The organism is Bradyrhizobium macuxiense, from assembly GCF_007993935.1.
Lineage (GTDB): Bacteria > Pseudomonadota > Alphaproteobacteria > Rhizobiales > Xanthobacteraceae > Bradyrhizobium > Bradyrhizobium macuxiense_A.
In genome coordinates, this window is sequence record NZ_VITY01000007.1 from 341,262 (window position 1) to 356,241 (window position 14,980).

The 14,980-nt window shown below is 64.3% G+C and carries 16 protein-coding genes and 1 pseudogene; 11 read left to right on the forward strand and 6 right to left on the reverse strand.

All coding sequences use genetic code 11. The features are described 5' to 3' along the window. Nucleotides 1–67 precede the first annotated feature (67 nt). The 4 genes from msrB (at nucleotide 68) to FBZ93_RS20605 (ending at nucleotide 6,477) form a co-directional block, all read left to right on the forward strand. Nucleotides 68–568: a peptide-methionine (R)-S-oxide reductase MsrB gene (gene msrB / locus FBZ93_RS20590; protein WP_146987936.1), complete on the forward strand. Its 501-nt coding sequence runs from the start codon at nucleotides 68–70 to the stop codon at nucleotides 566–568. Nucleotides 569–829: 261 nt separating this feature from the next. Continuing rightward, nucleotides 830–2,665: a flagellar hook-basal body complex protein gene (locus FBZ93_RS20595; RefSeq protein WP_146987938.1), complete on the forward strand. Its 1,836-nt coding sequence runs from the start codon at nucleotides 830–832 to the stop codon at nucleotides 2,663–2,665. Nucleotides 2,666–2,711: 46 nt separating this feature from the next. After that, complete coding sequence (gene flgK, locus FBZ93_RS20600) at nucleotides 2,712–4,589, forward strand: flagellar hook-associated protein FlgK (protein WP_167529128.1); 1,878 nt, start codon at nucleotides 2,712–2,714, stop codon at nucleotides 4,587–4,589. 7 nt (nucleotides 4,590–4,596) lie between these two features. Further along, on the forward strand, nucleotides 4,597–6,477 hold the full coding sequence (locus tag FBZ93_RS20605; protein WP_146987940.1) for a flagellar protein: 1,881 nt from the start codon (nucleotides 4,597–4,599) through the stop codon (nucleotides 6,475–6,477). A gap of 136 nt (nucleotides 6,478–6,613) precedes the next feature. Here the strand turns inward: FBZ93_RS20605 and flbT are convergent, their stop codons facing one another. Further along, nucleotides 6,614–7,045 (reverse strand): flagellar biosynthesis repressor FlbT, encoded by a 432-nt coding sequence (gene flbT, locus FBZ93_RS20610; protein WP_146987941.1) that lies wholly within the window; start codon nucleotides 7,043–7,045, stop codon nucleotides 6,614–6,616. Nucleotides 7,046–7,416: 371 nt separating this feature from the next. On the opposite strand from flbT, the gene FBZ93_RS20615 reads away from it, so the two are divergent. The 3 genes from FBZ93_RS20615 to FBZ93_RS20625 all read left to right on the forward strand — a co-directional run bounded on the left by FBZ93_RS20615 (nucleotide 7,417) and on the right by FBZ93_RS20625 (nucleotide 9,547). Then, complete coding sequence (locus tag FBZ93_RS20615; RefSeq protein WP_146987943.1) at nucleotides 7,417–8,586, forward strand: flagellin; 1,170 nt, start codon at nucleotides 7,417–7,419, stop codon at nucleotides 8,584–8,586. Nucleotides 8,587–8,793: 207 nt separating this feature from the next. Then, nucleotides 8,794–9,159, forward strand: coding sequence for a flagellar biosynthesis regulator FlaF (gene flaF, locus FBZ93_RS20620; RefSeq protein WP_029085370.1), 366 nt, complete (start codon nucleotides 8,794–8,796; stop codon nucleotides 9,157–9,159). A gap of 25 nt (nucleotides 9,160–9,184) precedes the next feature. Next, nucleotides 9,185–9,547, forward strand: a complete 363-nt coding sequence (locus tag FBZ93_RS20625; protein ID WP_050424141.1) for a hypothetical protein — start codon at nucleotides 9,185–9,187, stop codon at nucleotides 9,545–9,547. Nucleotides 9,548–9,565: 18 nt separating this feature from the next. On the opposite strand, the gene FBZ93_RS20630 is transcribed toward FBZ93_RS20625, so the two are convergent. The 4 genes from FBZ93_RS20630 to FBZ93_RS20645 form a co-directional block, all read right to left on the reverse strand. Continuing rightward, nucleotides 9,566–9,952 (reverse strand): hypothetical protein, encoded by a 387-nt coding sequence (locus FBZ93_RS20630; RefSeq protein ID WP_167529129.1) that lies wholly within the window; start codon nucleotides 9,950–9,952, stop codon nucleotides 9,566–9,568. 162 nt (nucleotides 9,953–10,114) lie between these two features. Further along, nucleotides 10,115–10,615 carry a hypothetical protein gene (locus tag FBZ93_RS20635; protein ID WP_146987945.1) on the reverse strand — a complete coding sequence of 167 codons (501 nt, stop codon included), beginning with the start codon at nucleotides 10,613–10,615 and terminating at the stop codon, nucleotides 10,115–10,117. 11 nt (nucleotides 10,616–10,626) lie between these two features. Then, a complete protein-coding gene (gene flgJ / locus FBZ93_RS20640) occupies nucleotides 10,627–10,983 on the reverse strand; it encodes a flagellar assembly peptidoglycan hydrolase FlgJ (RefSeq protein WP_094194282.1) in 357 nt (118 codons plus the stop codon). Beyond that, entirely contained in the window at nucleotides 10,983–12,107 is a 1,125-nt protein-coding gene (locus FBZ93_RS20645; protein ID WP_146987946.1) for a flagellar basal body P-ring protein FlgI, read from the reverse strand. Before FBZ93_RS20645 ends, flgJ begins: the two co-directional genes overlap by 1 nt. Nucleotides 12,108–12,370: 263 nt before the next feature. Between FBZ93_RS20645 and FBZ93_RS20650 the strand changes: the two genes are divergently transcribed. Next, nucleotides 12,371–12,784, forward strand: a complete 414-nt coding sequence (locus tag FBZ93_RS20650) for a flagellar assembly protein FliX (RefSeq protein WP_146987948.1) — start codon at nucleotides 12,371–12,373, stop codon at nucleotides 12,782–12,784. Between the two features lie 41 nt (nucleotides 12,785–12,825). Here the strand turns inward: FBZ93_RS20650 and FBZ93_RS20655 are convergent, their stop codons facing one another. Next, the gene (locus FBZ93_RS20655; RefSeq protein WP_074131694.1) at nucleotides 12,826–13,212 is read right to left on the reverse strand and encodes a winged helix-turn-helix transcriptional regulator; all 387 of its coding nucleotides are present in this window, start codon (nucleotides 13,210–13,212) and stop codon (nucleotides 12,826–12,828) included. Between the two features lie 103 nt (nucleotides 13,213–13,315). On the opposite strand from FBZ93_RS20655, the gene FBZ93_RS20660 reads away from it, so the two are divergent. From FBZ93_RS20660 to FBZ93_RS41350, 3 genes and pseudogenes are all read left to right on the forward strand, one after another. Next, nucleotides 13,316–13,927, forward strand: a complete 612-nt coding sequence (locus tag FBZ93_RS20660) for an NAD(P)-dependent oxidoreductase (RefSeq protein WP_146987950.1) — start codon at nucleotides 13,316–13,318, stop codon at nucleotides 13,925–13,927. 210 nt (nucleotides 13,928–14,137) lie between these two features. Then, nucleotides 14,138–14,503 (forward strand): RNA polymerase-binding protein DksA, encoded by a 366-nt coding sequence (dksA, locus tag FBZ93_RS20665; protein WP_021077973.1) that lies wholly within the window; start codon nucleotides 14,138–14,140, stop codon nucleotides 14,501–14,503. A 239-nt stretch (nucleotides 14,504–14,742) separates the two neighbouring features. Further along, a pseudogene (locus FBZ93_RS41350) lies at nucleotides 14,743–14,962 on the forward strand (phytanoyl-CoA dioxygenase); the annotation flags it as partial. Nucleotides 14,963–14,980 lie beyond the last annotated feature (18 nt).

Sequence of the window (14,980 nt, forward strand, 5' to 3'; positions counted from 1 at the left end):
CGGCGGGGTTCGTATCTGTTGGCGAGCCTGTTTCGGCCTGCTTTGGCCCCCGCATCGGAGATGATTGATGATCGATCGCCGCATCCTGCTTGCTTCCGTCGCCAGCCTGCTGAGCTTCGCTGCTTTGCGCTGGCTGCGCGCCTCGCCGGCGCAGGCCGCCGAGAAGTTCGAGATCGAGAAGACCGACGCCGAATGGAAGGCGCAGCTGACGCCGCAGCAATACGAGATCCTGCGCAACCAGGGCACCGAGCGGCCGGGATCGAGCCCGCTGCTCAAGGAGCACCGCAAGGGCACCTTCGCCTGCGCCGGCTGCGACCTGCCGCTGTTCTCGTCCGAGACCAAGTATGAGAGCGGCACCGGCTGGCCGAGCTTCTACAAGCCGCTGGATAACGCGGTCGGCACCACGTCGGACCGCACCTTCGGGATGCTGCGCACCGAGGTGCATTGCCGGCGCTGCGGCGGCCATCTCGGCCACGTCTTCGACGACGGCCCGAAGCCGACCGGGCTGCGCTACTGCATGGACGGCTTTGCGCTGGTGTTTCACCCGGCCGCGCCGTCGGCGACCTGATAGCGTTTTCGAGCGAAGTAGGTACCGGTTCGCGTCAAGAGAACGCGTCAGACAAGAAGAGGCAGCGCGGTCAGGACCGCGCTCTCTTCCCGGCAATTGTTGCCTGCCCGGCAATTGTGCCCCGGTTAAACGGCCCGGGCTTTTTTTTCAAGCGCATGATTTTGTTACGATTCGTTTCCTGGCACGACCTTTGCGACATGCTCCGCCGATGCGGCCATCTGCTGATTGCCAGCCGCCGGGAATCGAATTGGAGAACATGTCATGGGTATCTTCGGCGCACTTACGACGGCGGTCGGTGGCTTGCGCGCAGGGTCGTACGCGCTCGAGAACATCTCCGGCAACATCGCCAACTCGCAGACCACGGCCTTCAAGCGCATCGATACCTCGTTCCTCGACCTCGTGCCGCAGACCGCGCTGACCGCGCAGCTTGCCGGCGGCGTCACCGCGCAGTCGCGCTCGACCAACTCGGTGCAGGGCGACGTGCAGTCGGCGTCGGTCGCGACCTTCATGGCGATCAACGGCAACGGCTTCTTCGCGGTGCAGAAGCCCGGCGGCTTCACCGACGGCTCGCCGGTGTTCGACGGCGTCGATCGCTACACTCGCCGCGGCGATTTCCAGCTCAACAAGGACGGCTATCTCGTCAACGGCGCCGGCTATTATCTCGAGGGCGTCCCGATCGACCCGACCACAGGCAACCCCTCTGGCTCCTCGCCGCAAACGCTGCGCTTCAAGAACGACTTCCTGCCGGCGCAGCAGACCACCAAGATCGACTATCGCGCCAACCTTGCGTCCTACCCCCTGACCACCGCGCACGACACCTCGGTTCCGGGCTCCGAGCTGATCCGGCCGGGCGCGTTCAGCGCCGGACATAACCCGCTGGTGCTGGGCACGCCGGCCGCGCCGTATACCGATTCCTCCGTCACCGGCACCGCGCAGAACAACAAGGCGACGCCGTCGGTGGCCAACACCGCCGCGACCTTGCTGTCGGGCGCTGCCGGCAGCGACTCGATCAACGCCAGCTTCAGCGCCGGCTCGGCCGGTCCGCCCGTCGTGCCCGCCGATACGATCACGGTGAACGGCACCGTCATCACCTTCGTGGCTTCGGGCGCGACCGGCAACCAGCTCAACGTCACCGACAGCATCGGAACGCTGCTCGCCAAGATCGACGCGATCACCGGCACCGCAACGCCATCGACGATCAGCGGCGGCAAGATCACGCTGCACTCCGGCACGGCATCGGATCTCAACGTGACGAGCTCGAACTCGACGGCGCTTGCGGCGCTCGGTTTCACCGGCTCGGCGGTGGCGACCCGCGGCGGCGGCGGCACGGTCGGCACCGGTCAGGTCGTCGGCAACGACAACTCGACCTTCCTGAACGAATCCGTCTCGGGCGGCGCCGTCACGGCCTATGACGTCTCGGGTGCGCCGGTGAACCTGCAATTCCGCTGGGCCAAGACCGACAGCTCCTCGCTGGGCACCGGACATACCGACAGCTGGAACCTGTTCTACCAGGTCAATCCGAACGCGACCGGCACACAGGTCTCCTGGCAGAACGCCAACGTCAACTTTACCTTCGCGGCGAACGGCCAGATGTCGCCGGCGATCTCCTCGGTGACGCTCAATAATGCCGTCGTCAACGGCGTGTCGCTCGGCAACCCCGTGATCAATTTCGGCTCCGGCGGCGTGACCCAGTTCGCGGACGCCAACGGCAACGTCCAGGTCAACCAGATCCAGCAGGACGGCTTCCCGGCCGGCCAGCTGCAGTCGGTCAGCGTCTCGACCAACGGCCGTATCGTCGGCAACTACACCAACGGCCGCAACATCGACCTCGCCGAAATCTCGGTGGCGACATTCAACGGCACCAACTTCCTCAAGCGCATCGACGGCGGCGCGTTCGAGGCGACCGACGAATCCGGTGGCGCGCTGTTCGGCAAGGGCGGCAGCACCATTGTCGGCTCCTCGCTCGAAAGCTCGAACACCGACATTGCCGACGAGTTCACCAAGCTGATCGTGACCCAGCAGGCCTATTCGGCCAATACCAAGGTGATCACGACGACCAACTCGATGGTGCAGGATCTCCTGAACGTGGTGCGCTGATCGCATCGACGATGCACGTGTGAAGCAGTAAAGGCGAGTACTCAGCATGGGTTTGAGCCAAGCCCTCTCCACCGCGATGTCGGGCCTGCGCGCCACGCAGGCCTCGCTCTCGCTCGTGTCGTCGAACGTCGCCAACGCGGAGACGCCCGGCTACGTCAGGAAGACGCTGAACCAGGATACCGGCACCACCGGCCAGTTCGGATCGAGCGTCCTGATCACCGGCGTCAACCGCCAGCTCGACGAATTCCTGCAGACCCAGCTTCGCACCGAGACGTCGGGCGCGTCGTATGCCGACGTTCGCTCGAGCTTCCTTGCCAATCTGCAGGGCGTCTACGGCAATCCCGACTCCACCGGCACGATCGAGGATGCCTACAACAAGTTCCTGACCGCGTTGCAGGGGCTGTCGACCAGCCCGGACTCGCAGTCGGCGCGGATCGGCGTCGTCAATGCCGCGCAATCGATGGCGCAGCAGCTCAACGCGACCTCGCAAGGAATCCAGACGCTGCGCGCCAACGCCGAGGCCGGCATCAGCGACTCCGTCGGTACCGCCAACAATGCCATGCAGCAGATCGCGCGGCTCAATGTGCAGCTCGCGGCCAGTGCCGGCACGACCGACGCCTCGACCGCGGCATTGCTCGATCAGCGCGACCGTTACGTCACCCAGCTTTCGCAGCTGATGGACATCCGCACCGTCACCAACAGCCAGAACCAGGTGACCGTGTTCACCAATTCCGGCGTGCAGCTGGTCGGCACCGAAGCGGCGACGCTCAGCTTCAACGCCCAGGGCACGATGACGCCCAACACGCAGTACAACTCCGACCCGACCAAGAGCACCGTCGGCACCATCACCATCACGTTCCCGCATGGTGGCACCTATGACATGGTGTCGACCAACTCGATCCGGTCGGGCAAGATCGCCGCCTATCTCGAGCTGCGCGACAAGACGCTGGCGCAGGCCCAGACGCAGATCGACCAGTTCGCCGCCGCAATGTCGAGCGCGCTGTCGGACAAGACGACGGCGGGCACGGCGGCGACCGCAGGGGCACAGTCCGGCTTCGACCTCGATCTCTCGGGGCTGCAGAGCGGCAACACCATCCACGTCTCCTACAAGGACAACACCACCGGCCTAACGCACAACCTGTCGATCATCCGCGTCGACGATCCGAGCGTGCTGCCGCTGAGCAATACCGCGACCGTCGATCCGAACGACGAGGTGCTGGGGGTGGATTTCTCCGGCGGCATGAGCTCGGTGCTGTCGCAGCTCAACGGCGCGCTCGGCGGAGCCGGCCTGCAGTTCTCCAATCCGTCCGGCTCGACGCTGCGCGTGCTCGACGATGGCGCCGCCAACAAGGCCGACGTGACCGCGGCATCGGTCACGACGACGGTCTCGTCGCTGACCTCAGGCGATCCGCAGCTTCCGCTGTTCACCGACAATGGCGGGCTCTACACCGGCGCGATCACCGCGAACGGCTCGCAGTCGACCGGCCTTGCCGCGCGCATCAGCGTCAACACGGCGCTGGTCGGCGATCCCTCGCGCATGGTGGTGTATTCGACCAATCCGCAGACACCGGCGGGCGACACCACGCGCGCCAATCTCGTTCTGAACCAGCTGTCGAACACCTCGTTCAGCTATTCGCCGCAGACCGGCCTCGGCACGTCAGGTGCGCCGTTCACCGGGACGCTGTTGAACTTTGCCAAGCAGTTCATCAGCCAGCAGGGTGAATCGGCGACGGCGGCCAAGCAACTGGCCGATGGTCAGGACGTGGTGCTGAACACGCTGCAGACCAAGATGGACTCGACCTCCGGCGTCAACATGGACGAGGAGATGGCGCATCTGCTCTCGCTCCAGAACGCCTATTCGGCCAATGCGCGCGTGATGTCGTCGATCAAGCAGATGTACGACGCGCTGCTGCAGCTCACGTGAGGGTAACATGTCGATCGACGGCGTAAGCGGCAGAACTTCCTATATCGGCACCACGATCCTCAACCTGCGCAGTCAGCTCAATGACCTGACGACGCAGCTTGCGACGGGCAAGGTGTCGACGACCTATGCGGGGCAGGGGCTCGATCGCGGCTTCGCGCTCAGCCTGCGTGCGCAGATCAGCGGCATCAATGCGTTCTCCGACACCGCCACCAATCTCAACACCCGCCTGAACGTCGCCAACCTCAGTCTGCAAGGTCTGTCCGATGTCGGCACCCAGGTGAAGAACGCCTCGACGACCGCGACGTTGACGCTCAACGACAGCGGCCAGACCTCGGGCCAGATCACGGCGCAGGCCGCCTTCGCCAACGCGGTTGCGATGCTCAACAGCCAGTCGGGCGACCGTTACCTGTTTTCCGGCCGTGCCATGGATACGCCGGCCACGGTGTCGGCCGACACGATGCTGAAGGGCACGGCAACCCAGGCCGGCCTGACCCAGCTCATCAATGAGCGCAAGCAGGCCGATCAGGGCGCCAGCATGATGGGGCGCCTGAGCGTCTCGTCGCCGCCGGCGACCACCACGGTGACGAGCGTTGCCGAGGACGGCTCGCCGTTCGGCCTGAAGCTGCTGTCGGTGCAGTCGTCACTGACCGGCGCCACCGTGACCCAGCCGACCGGCACGCCGAAGTCGGAATCGGTCGATCTCGGCGCCGTCAATCCGAAGGATGGCGACAAGATCAAGTTCAACTTCACGCTGCCCGACGGCACCACCGAGGCGATCGAGCTCACGGCGACGACGACCAACCCGCCGCCGGCCGGCTCGTTCCTGATCGGCGCCGACACCACGGCGACGACGGCCAATTTGCAGTCGACGCTGACGTCGTCGATCAAGACCTTGAGCGACACGTCGCTGGTCGCAGCCTCCGCGGTCGCGGCGTCGAACAACTTCTTCAATCCGGTCGCGACCGTCTCGGGCGCTGCCGTCAACAACCAGAATACGCCGCCGGCGCCGATCTCAGGTGCCACGGCGCTGTCGGGGACAGCCGGCACCGACTCGCTGTCGACCAGCTTCGCAGCCGGTGACACCATCACGGTGAACGGGACCCCGATCACTTTCGTTGCCTCGGGCGCCACCGGCAACCAGGTCAATGTCACCGACAGCGTGCAGACGCTGATGGCGAAGATCGACCAGATCAGCGGCACCAAGAACCCGTCGACCATCAGCAATGGTGTGATCACCCTGCATGGCGCGGACGGCCAAAACCTCTCGATCTCGAGCTCCAACACGGCGGCACTCGGCGCGCTCGGCATCGCCAACAACACGACCGCGACCCCGGCGCCGCTCAGGGTCGGGGGACCGCCGTTCAACACGGCGACCAGCCTGGTCGCGGGCACCCCCGCCAACACCGTGTACTGGTACACCGGCGAGAACGGGCCGGGACCGGCGCGCGGCACCGCCCTCGCGCAGGTCGATCAGTCGATCACCGTGCAATATGGCGCGCGCGCCAACGAGCAGGCGTTTCGCTACTTGCTGCAGAACGTCGCGGTCTACGCGGCGGTTACCACCAACGCCAGCAATCCGAATGCGAGCGCGCAGGTGACGGCATTGGCGCAGCGCGTCGGCGCGAACCTCGCGCCGCAGAACGGCCAGCAGCAGATCCAGGACGTGCAGGCCGAGTTCGCCGGCGCGCAGACGGCGACCAAGGCGGCCACCGATCGCCAAACCCAGCTCAAGAGCATGGCGCAAACGATGCTCGACTCGGTCGAGGGCGTCAATCAGGACGAGGTCGCAACCAAGATCCTGGCGCTGCAGACCAGTCTGCAGGCTTCATATCAGACCACGTCGATGCTGTATCAGACCACGCTGCTGAAATATCTGCCGATCAGCTGATTGCCTGCCACCCATCTCCAGCCAGCAAAAAGGCCTCCTCGCGGAGGCCTTTTTCGTTCAGGCGAGGAAGGCTAGAGCGTTTTCAAGCGAAATGGACGCCGGTTCGCGTAAGGAAAACGCGTCAACACGAGGAGCTCTACGCGCTCTTGCGGGTATCGTCCTGGTTGGTCTTCTGCTGACCGCGCGCGCTCTCAAGCAGCTTCTCCTCATGCGCGATCAGCTTCTTGGATTCCTTCAACGCGTGATAGAGGTCGCCGTTGAGGATGAAGTTGTTGACGCTTTCGATGAAGGGCCAGGCGCTCGGCATCGCGGTGATGATGTCGCGCACCAGGCTGAAATAGGTCGGGTGGTGCGCCATCGGGTCCGGCGACAGATACATCAGCTGGACTGCGAGATAGATCAGCTTCGCCGGCGTGTCGGCGGTCTCCGGCGTCAGGATATCCTTCTCGCGCAGGATCGGGATGCGGTCGCCGTCGATCAAGAGGCGAGCACGCTGATCGGTGTTGGTGATCACGCAACTGCCGACGATGATGCGCTCGTTCGGTTTGAGTTCGACCTTCAGGGCCATGACCGTTCTCCTTTGCCGGGCAGTCGCGCGATGTCGTCGCTAGCGGAACGAAGTTGTGCTCGGCACTGCTTAGCAGCCGCCGTCGCGGCCCGGGGCCGATGCGACAGCGATCCTTTCCCATGATGGTTAACGCTTGGTGAATGACGGGACCGGCGCAAGCACCGGCATGGGGTCGGATTAGGCAATCGTCTCAGTAGTTTTCACGGCGAACTTCGCACAGCGGCGACAATTTTATTCTTCGGCATTTGAATCAAATGCCGTTCTGGAGATTTCTATTTCCTTCGCGGGCTCGCACGCAGGATGGGCCATCCGCGCGGTCAGAAAGGACTGGCGCGGCTTTGTCCTCAGTTTCACACCAGAAAGGTATGAAAATGTCCGATATCATTCTCTCCTCCTCCGTTCGCCAGAACCTCCTCTCCCTCCAGTCCACCGCCGATCTGCTCTCCACCACGCAGAACCGCCTTGCCACCGGCAAGAAGGTCAATACGGCGCTCGACAACCCGACCAACTTCTTCACCGCCCAGTCGCTCGATAACCGCGCCAGCGACATCAACAACCTGCTCGACGGCATCGGCAACGGTGTGCAGGTGCTGCAGGCTGCCAACACCGGCATCACCTCGCTGCAGAAGCTGGTCGATACCGCGAAGTCGATTGCCAACCAGGTGCTGCAGAGCCCGACGGGCTACACCACCCGGTCGTCGGTCACCTCGACCGCGGCGCTCGGCGGCACGGCGGCCAACTTGGTCGACGGCACCACGATCAAGAGCGGTGACGTGCTGGCGATCGCGGCTTCGGCCGGTCAGCCCGCCTTCTCCTTCACCTTCGGGGCCAACTCATCGCTGGCGCAGCTGAACACGGCGCTGTCGGCCAGCAACCTGACGGCGAGCCTCGACAGCTCCAACAAGCTCGTCATCACCACGACCAATGATGCGGCGTCCTCGACGATCGGTGCGGTGACCTTCACCAACACCGGCGGCGGCACGGCGACGTTCAGCGCGGCCGGCACGGCTCCGGTTGCCGACTCGGCCTCGCAGTCGGCGCGCGCGGCCCTGGTGCAGCAGTACAACAACACCATCTCGCAGATCACGACCACGGCGCAGGACTCTTCGTTCAACGGCATCAACCTGCTGAGCGGCGACAGCCTGAAGCTCACCTTCAACGAGACCGGCAAGTCCACGCTCAGCATCACCGGCGTCAAGTTCGATGCCGCAGGCCTCGGCCTGAAATCGCTGACCGCGGGCACCGACTTCCTCGACAACAACTCGGCCAACGGCGTCATCGCCTCGCTGAGCTCGGCGAGCTCCTCGCTGCGCAGCGAAGCCTCGACGCTGGGTTCGAACCTCTCGATCGTGCAGATCCGTCAGGACTTCTCGAAGAACCTGATCAACGTCCTGCAGACCGGTTCGTCGAACCTGACGCTGGCCGATACCAACGAGGAAGCGGCCAACAGCCAGGCGCTGTCGACCCGCCAGTCGATCGCGGTCTCGGCACTCGCGCTCGCCAACCAGAGCCAGCAGAGCGTGCTGCAGCTGCTGCGCTAAGCGAGCCAAAACTCGGTTCAGGAACGGCGGGGGCAACCCCGCCGTTTCTCGTTTATCTCCGGGATATTACGGTATCTGTCCATGCCGTAAGAACGGCGCATTTCGTAACGCCCGCTAACCATATTTAAAGGCGCCGGATGCATAAATATCGAGCGCTAGAATTGCGTCTCCGCGGCTCGAGAAATCCGCATCCCATCGAGGTCATTAATGTCGAATGCAGCCCAGGCCTACGCTCGTACCTCAACGACGACGGCGTCCCCACGTGAAATCGAAGCGCAGGCGCTCTTGAAGGCCGCGCGGCAGCTGCAGGAAGTCCAGGCGAACTGGAACGGCCTCGACAAGGCGCTCGATCACGCATTGCTGTTCAATCGCCGGTTGTGGTCGATCTTCCTCAGCGCGGCAGAGGGCGACGACAATCCGCAGCCGCTCGAGGTGCGTCAGAACATTGCCAACATCAGCGTGTTCGTGATGAAGCAGACCATCGACATCCAGATGAATCCGGACCCGGCGAAGCTGAAGTCGCTGATCGACATCAACTGCAACATCGCCGCCGGCCTCTCGGGTCGCGGCTGATCGAGGTCACAACGGAGCTCTCGGCATGGCCGATGTGTTGAGCATCCTGTCCGCCAACTACAAGGCTGCCGGCCTGACGGTGCCGTCGAAGACGCCCTATGTGGCGGTCGATCCGAACCTCTACCAGGGCAGCTGGAGCGGCAAGTACGCCAACAACAAGTCGTTCAACATCTCGGTGTCGAACGTCGAGGGCTTCCGCGCCAAGGTCCACTATCAGAGCGACGGCACCAACAAATATCAGGACGTCCTGATCAAGGACGGCGCGTTCCGGATCGGCGATACCAAGTTCTCGCTGGTGCAGCAGGGGACGGCGCTGATCGCCAATGTCGTCACCGATCCGGCCACCGGATCGACCTATCTCGACAAGGCCTACGCCACCCAGAAGTGAGGGATCGTTCGCCTGCGTCTAGGCGCGGCGGTCGGTTGCGCGCGCCCGCGTCGGCGCGTCCTTGCTGAGATCGAGCGTGTGGAAATAGGCGCGGCGGCGCAATACGGCTTCTTCCGGAAACTGCCTCACCACCAGGTTGGTGCGATTGTCGACCACCTGGTAGACCACGGCGCGCGCGTCGCGATCGATGATGACCTGGTCGGTGACTGATGGGGCCTGATTTGAAATAGACGCATTGACGGCGTTGGGGTCGATCGTGACGCGCACGCTCGGCTCCGGAGCGGTGACGCTCTGGCTCGTGGGCAATTCGGTCTTCACCGCCTTCTGCGCCGTATCGCTCACCGGAGTGATCATCGGCGCTGCCACCGGTGCCCCCACCGGCTTGATGTTGAAATCTGTACTCATGGCAGCCTCGTAGTGCACAGGCACTAGTTTGCTTGAGTCAAATCCCAACCCCTCACGATCCGCAACTGTACGGGGAACCTCTCAACACGGTGTTAGGGAACACGCTGAATGCCGCGCTGCCTGAGCTGCGCCGAATTGAGCTAAATTGTCGGCTTGTGCGCGTCAGAGCGTGCGGCTGACGGCGATCGGCGTCATGTTGCGCGGACCTGGCGCGGCGCGCTGTCCGTTCGCGGTGTAAGTGTTCGGGATGTTGCGGCGCTGCACTTCGGCGTTGACACCGCGCACGATGCCTTCGGAGACGGCATGCGCGGTCGCAAGCACCGTCAAATTGACCTGTAGCATCGCGCGGAACGTCTCGTGATGACGCCGCAGCGTCGCCAGCAGTTCGGGGTCGGTCTGCGTCAGCATCTTCTGCATCGACTTCAGATGCTCGACCGCGAGCATGTAGCGCCGCGACAGCTCCGACTTCTGCGCCTCGAGCCGCATGCCCTCGCGGATCTTGCCGGCGCGGACGAACTCGGTCTCCTGCTCGACGACGACGAGCAGCGCGCTCATCACCTCGGTCAGCTCGTTGGCAAGACGCGCGACGTCGGGAGGCGTCGACGTCGCGCCCCGCGCGGCGGGGGCGGAGGCTGGCCGCGGCTGCTGTGGACGCTGGTTCATCGCGCTGCTCCTTAGCTCTTGTTCGCCTGCTGCAGGATCAGCGAGCGGAACACTTCGTTGGAAATGCCGACGCCGCCGGACTTGGCGAAATTCTTCGAATACTCGTCGGTCAGCATCGAACGCCACGGCCCGGTGCCGACCGTGTCGCCGTAGGGGCCTTCGCCCTTCAGGCCGGTCGTCATCTGCGAGAACATCGTGTTGAGGAACATGGATTCGAAATCGGTCGCGGTCGCCTTCGCCTTGGTGATCTGCTGCGGCGTGACCTTCTTCATCGCGTCCTGCAGCACGGGATCGGGGCGGCCGTTGAACATCGGCATCAGGGCCTTGTTCGGCATGCTGCCGGTGGTGCTGTTGATCAGGCTCGCCATCACATCACCTCGATGTCGGCTTCGATCCCGCCGGCGGCCTTGATCGCCTGCAGGATGCTGATGAGATCGCGCGGTCCGATGCCGAGGCCGTTGAGGCCATCGACGAGTTGCTGCAGCGAAACGCCGTTTCTGACGAGCGCAAATTTCTTGCCGTCCTCGCTGACGCCGACGCTGGTGCGCGGTGTCACGACCGTTCGGCCGCGCGACAGCGGATTGGGCTGGCTGACCTGCGGGCTCTCCGAGATCGTCACGGTGAGGTTGCCCTGCGCCACCGCGACGGTGGCGACGCGAACGTCGCGGCCCATCACGATGATCCCGGAGCGCTCGTCGATCACGATCTTCGCCACGAGATCGGGATCGACCTGCAACTGCTCGATCTCGGTCAGGAAGGCGACGACGTTACCCTTGAACTCCGGCGGGATCGAAAGCTGGACGGTGGAAGGATCGATTGGTTCGGCGGTTTTGACCCCGAGATAGTCGTTGACCGCGGCGGCGATCCGCTTGGCGGTGGTGAAGTCGGCGTTGCGCAGCGCGAGGCGCACATTGGGCAGGCGGTTGAGCGCGAACTCGATCTCGCGCTCGATGATGGCGCCGTTGGCAATTCGGCCAACGGTCGGCACGCCACGGACGACGCTGGCAGCGGCGCCTTCGGCGGCGAAGCCGGCGACCGCAACCGATCCCTGTGCCACCGCGTAGACATTGCCATCCGCGCCGAGCAGGGGGGTGACGAGCAGGGTGCCGCCCTGCAGGTTCTTGGCGTCGCCGAGTGCGGAGACGGTGACGTCCATGCGCGTGCCCTGGGTGCCGAATGCCGGCAGGTTGCCGGTGACCATCACGGCGGCGACGTTGCCGGTGCGGATGGTGGCGCCGCGGATGTTGACGCCCATGCGCTCGAGCATCGCTTGCAGCGATTGCTTGGTGAAGGGGATGTTGTTGAGCGTGTCGCCGGTGCCGTTGAGGCCGACCACGAGGCCGTAGCCGATCAGCTGGTTCTGCCGCACGCCCTCGATGTTGGCGAGATCCTTGATCCGCGACGTCGCGGCCGCGGGCATGGCGGAAGCCGCCAGCGCCAGCAGCGCGGCGCAGGCCAACCCGAATAAGCTTACGATGCGGATGCCGGGCATCCCGATGCTCCCCTCAAACTCACTGGCGGATCACGCGACACTCCCATGACGGCGATCCGCCATTAACCATGCGAGCTGCGTGCCACTTCGTTTCGCTGGAGCAATGTATTGATATATTTATCGAAATTGTCTGGCTCCCGTTTGGCTGGGGTTGGCCAGGGAGCGCGAAACTGCCGTGCGGCGGCAGAAATTGCCGGGTCGTTTACGCGTCGTTAACCATAAAACTGCGATGTTCGCGGCATCAGGCCTGCGAGATCATGGCGATGCGCATCTACGGACCGAACGGCACCACGCTTGGCACGTCCGCCAGCTCCACGCGGCGCACCTCGTCGAGCGGCTTCTCGCTGCCGGATGCGACGACCGCGCAGGAGGAGGTCCGCTCCACCGCCGCGCCGAAGGCTGCCGCCAGCCTCGACGCACTGCTCGCCCTGCAGGGTGTTGAAGACCCGACCGAACGCCGCAAGCGCTCGGTGGCCCGCGGCAAGGGCGCACTCGACGTGCTCGACGCGCTCAAGCTCGGGCTGCTGTCCGGCAATTTCGATTCCTCCACCGTGAACCGGCTGCGTGATGCCGCGGCGAGCCTGAAGGAATCCTCCGGCGATCCTGGCCTCGATGCCGTGCTCGGCGAGATCGAGCTGCGCGTCGAGGTCGAGCTCGCCAAGGCCGGGCAATACTAGGCGCCTCTTGATCACCTGAGCTGTTTCAGGCCGCCATCGCCTCAGGCCGCCAGCGCCTTGCGCTGCGCGTCGTAGCGGCGTTGCGCGGCCAGCACCTCCTTCAGATTCTGCTCGGCCCAGTCGCGCAGCGGATCGACCGCCTCGGCGAGCGTCGAGCCGAGCGGCGTGATCGAATACTCCACGGTGACCGGGACGGTGGCGATCGCGCGGCGGCGCAGCAGCCCGTCGCGCTCCAGGCTCTTCAACACCTGCGACAGCATCTTCTGCGAGATGCCCTCGATGGCGCGGCGGAGCTGGTTGAAGCGCATCGGCTCGCTGCGCAGCAGCAGCAGGATCAGCACCGCCCATTTGTCGCCGACCCGGTCGAGGATCTGGCGCGTCGGGCAATTGGCGGCATAGGCGTCCGGCTTCAGGCTGGCGGCTTTCATCGGGTTACTCCGGCGTAATCAGGTGAGACGAGAGTGCCTTCTTCACACCTACATCCATTTCGCTATCTAGTCACCATTGGAAACTATCAATCGGAGACTTGAGATGAAGATCGCCATCGCCGGTGCGTCCGGCCAGGCCGGCTCGCGCCTGACCGCGGAACTGGCCCGCCGCGGCCACGCCGTCACCGCCATCGCCCGCAACCCGGAGAAGATCGCAACCCTGCCGGGTGTCACCGCCCGGAAGGGGGACGTGAACGACCAGGCGGGCCTCGCCGCGCTGTGGGCCGGCCATGACGCCGCGATCAGTTCCGTCCATTTCTCGGTCAGCGACCCCCTCAAGCTGATCGCCGCCGCCAAGGCCTCCGGGGTCGGCCGCTATCTCGTGGTCGGCGGCGCCGGCAGCCTCGAAGTGGCCCCGGGCGTCCGCTTGGTCACGACGCCGAACTTTCCGCCCCAGTACAAGGCCGAGGCCTCGAAGGGGGCCGAATTCCTCGACCTGCTGCGCCAGGAAAAGGAGCTGAACTGGACCTTTTTGTCGCCCTCGGCGCTCTTCCTGGCGGGCGAGCGGACCGGCAAGTTCCGGCTCGGGACCGACCAGCTTTTGACCGCAGCCGACGGTAAAAGCTCGATCTCGTTCGAGGATTTCGCAGTTGCACTCGCCGACGAAATCGAGCGCCCGGCCCATATCCGACAGCGTTTCACGGTCGGCTATTGAGGGGGAAGGGCGGGCTCCGGGCAGGGCGGATAAGTTTGCCTGTGCAAGGCCTTGGGGGGAGCCCGCCTTTCGCGGTGGCAGATATTGTCTGTCACATGACGTGGCTATATAAGGCGCCGCGCGGAGGGGTCCTGTTCCCTCCGCCTGACAGGGACATGGCTGCCTTTGGAAAAGCTGAAGAACTACCGGCCGACTGAAAAAGAGCCTTTCATGAATGAGCGGCAGCGCGACTATTTCCGCGCCAAGCTGCTGGCCTGGAAGGATGAGATCCTCCGCGAATCGAAGGTCACGCTGCAGACGTTGCAGGAAGAGAACGTCAATCACCCCGACCTCGCGGACCGAGCTTCCTCGGAAACCGACCGCGCGATCGAACTCCGTGCCCGCGACCGTCAGCGCAAGCTGATCTCGAAGATCGACGCGGCGCTCCAGCGCATCGAAGACAATACCTACGGCTATTGCGAAGAGACCGGTGACCCGATCTCGCTGAAGCGGCTCGAAGCCCGCCCGATCGCAACGCTGTCGGTGGAGGCGCAGGAACGCCACGAGAAGCGCGAGAAGGTCTATCGCGACGAATAGTGGCGGCTGGCCACCACAGATTGATTCCGGCGCGCACCGGTCATAGGTTCGCGCCGCCATGATGACACGTACTCTCAATATCGCATCGGTCTTCTTCCTGGGCTGATCCGTTTCCGACAGGAAACGCTGATCGTCCCTGCGAGCCTGAGCTCGTGGGGTTCCAGTGAATCGAATGGGCCGGTCAGGTTCCGCGCATTGCGGACCATCGATGGCTGGCGACAGTTTGAGAGACAATCACGATTATTCGAGACGACGCGCGTGCGCTGAGCGACGCGCAAATCGAGCAATTCATCCAACAGGGCTTGTCAGGATCGACAACGCTTTTCCCCGCGAACTCGCCGACGCAGGACGCGCCATCATGTGGCGCGATCTGCCATGCAGCGAGCACGATCCTCGACCTGGACGCGCGCGGTGGTGCGGCTGCCCGGCTATGGCGAGGAACCGTTTCGGCAGGCGCTTGGTATGGGTTGATCGCAT

Excerpts from the sequence above, each read along its gene's own strand:
- flaF (WP_029085370.1), top strand. The coding sequence starts at position 8,794 with ATGTCGAATGCAGCCCAGGCCTACGCTCGTACCTCAACGACGACGGCG.
- FBZ93_RS20660 (WP_146987950.1), top strand. The coding sequence starts at position 13,316 with ATGAAGATCGCCATCGCCGGTGCGTCCGGCCAGGCCGGCTCGCGCCTG.
- msrB (WP_146987936.1), top strand. The coding sequence starts at position 68 with ATGATCGATCGCCGCATCCTGCTTGCTTCCGTCGCCAGCCTGCTGAGC.
- FBZ93_RS20605 (WP_146987940.1), top strand. The coding sequence starts at position 4,597 with ATGTCGATCGACGGCGTAAGCGGCAGAACTTCCTATATCGGCACCACG.
- FBZ93_RS20645 (WP_146987946.1), bottom strand. The coding sequence starts at position 12,107 with ATGCCCGGCATCCGCATCGTAAGCTTATTCGGGTTGGCCTGCGCCGCG.
- FBZ93_RS20625 (WP_050424141.1), top strand. The coding sequence starts at position 9,185 with ATGGCCGATGTGTTGAGCATCCTGTCCGCCAACTACAAGGCTGCCGGC.
- flbT (WP_146987941.1), bottom strand. The coding sequence starts at position 7,045 with ATGGCCCTGAAGGTCGAACTCAAACCGAACGAGCGCATCATCGTCGGC.
- FBZ93_RS20630 (WP_167529129.1), bottom strand. The coding sequence starts at position 9,952 with ATGAGTACAGATTTCAACATCAAGCCGGTGGGGGCACCGGTGGCAGCG.
- FBZ93_RS20595 (WP_146987938.1), top strand. The coding sequence starts at position 830 with ATGGGTATCTTCGGCGCACTTACGACGGCGGTCGGTGGCTTGCGCGCA.
- flgK (WP_167529128.1), top strand. The coding sequence starts at position 2,712 with ATGGGTTTGAGCCAAGCCCTCTCCACCGCGATGTCGGGCCTGCGCGCC.
- FBZ93_RS20615 (WP_146987943.1), top strand. The coding sequence starts at position 7,417 with ATGTCCGATATCATTCTCTCCTCCTCCGTTCGCCAGAACCTCCTCTCC.
- dksA (WP_021077973.1), top strand. The coding sequence starts at position 14,138 with ATGAATGAGCGGCAGCGCGACTATTTCCGCGCCAAGCTGCTGGCCTGG.
- FBZ93_RS20655 (WP_074131694.1), bottom strand. The coding sequence starts at position 13,212 with ATGAAAGCCGCCAGCCTGAAGCCGGACGCCTATGCCGCCAATTGCCCG.
- FBZ93_RS20635 (WP_146987945.1), bottom strand. The coding sequence starts at position 10,615 with ATGAACCAGCGTCCACAGCAGCCGCGGCCAGCCTCCGCCCCCGCCGCG.
- FBZ93_RS20650 (WP_146987948.1), top strand. The coding sequence starts at position 12,371 with ATGCGCATCTACGGACCGAACGGCACCACGCTTGGCACGTCCGCCAGC.
- flgJ (WP_094194282.1), bottom strand. The coding sequence starts at position 10,983 with ATGGCGAGCCTGATCAACAGCACCACCGGCAGCATGCCGAACAAGGCC.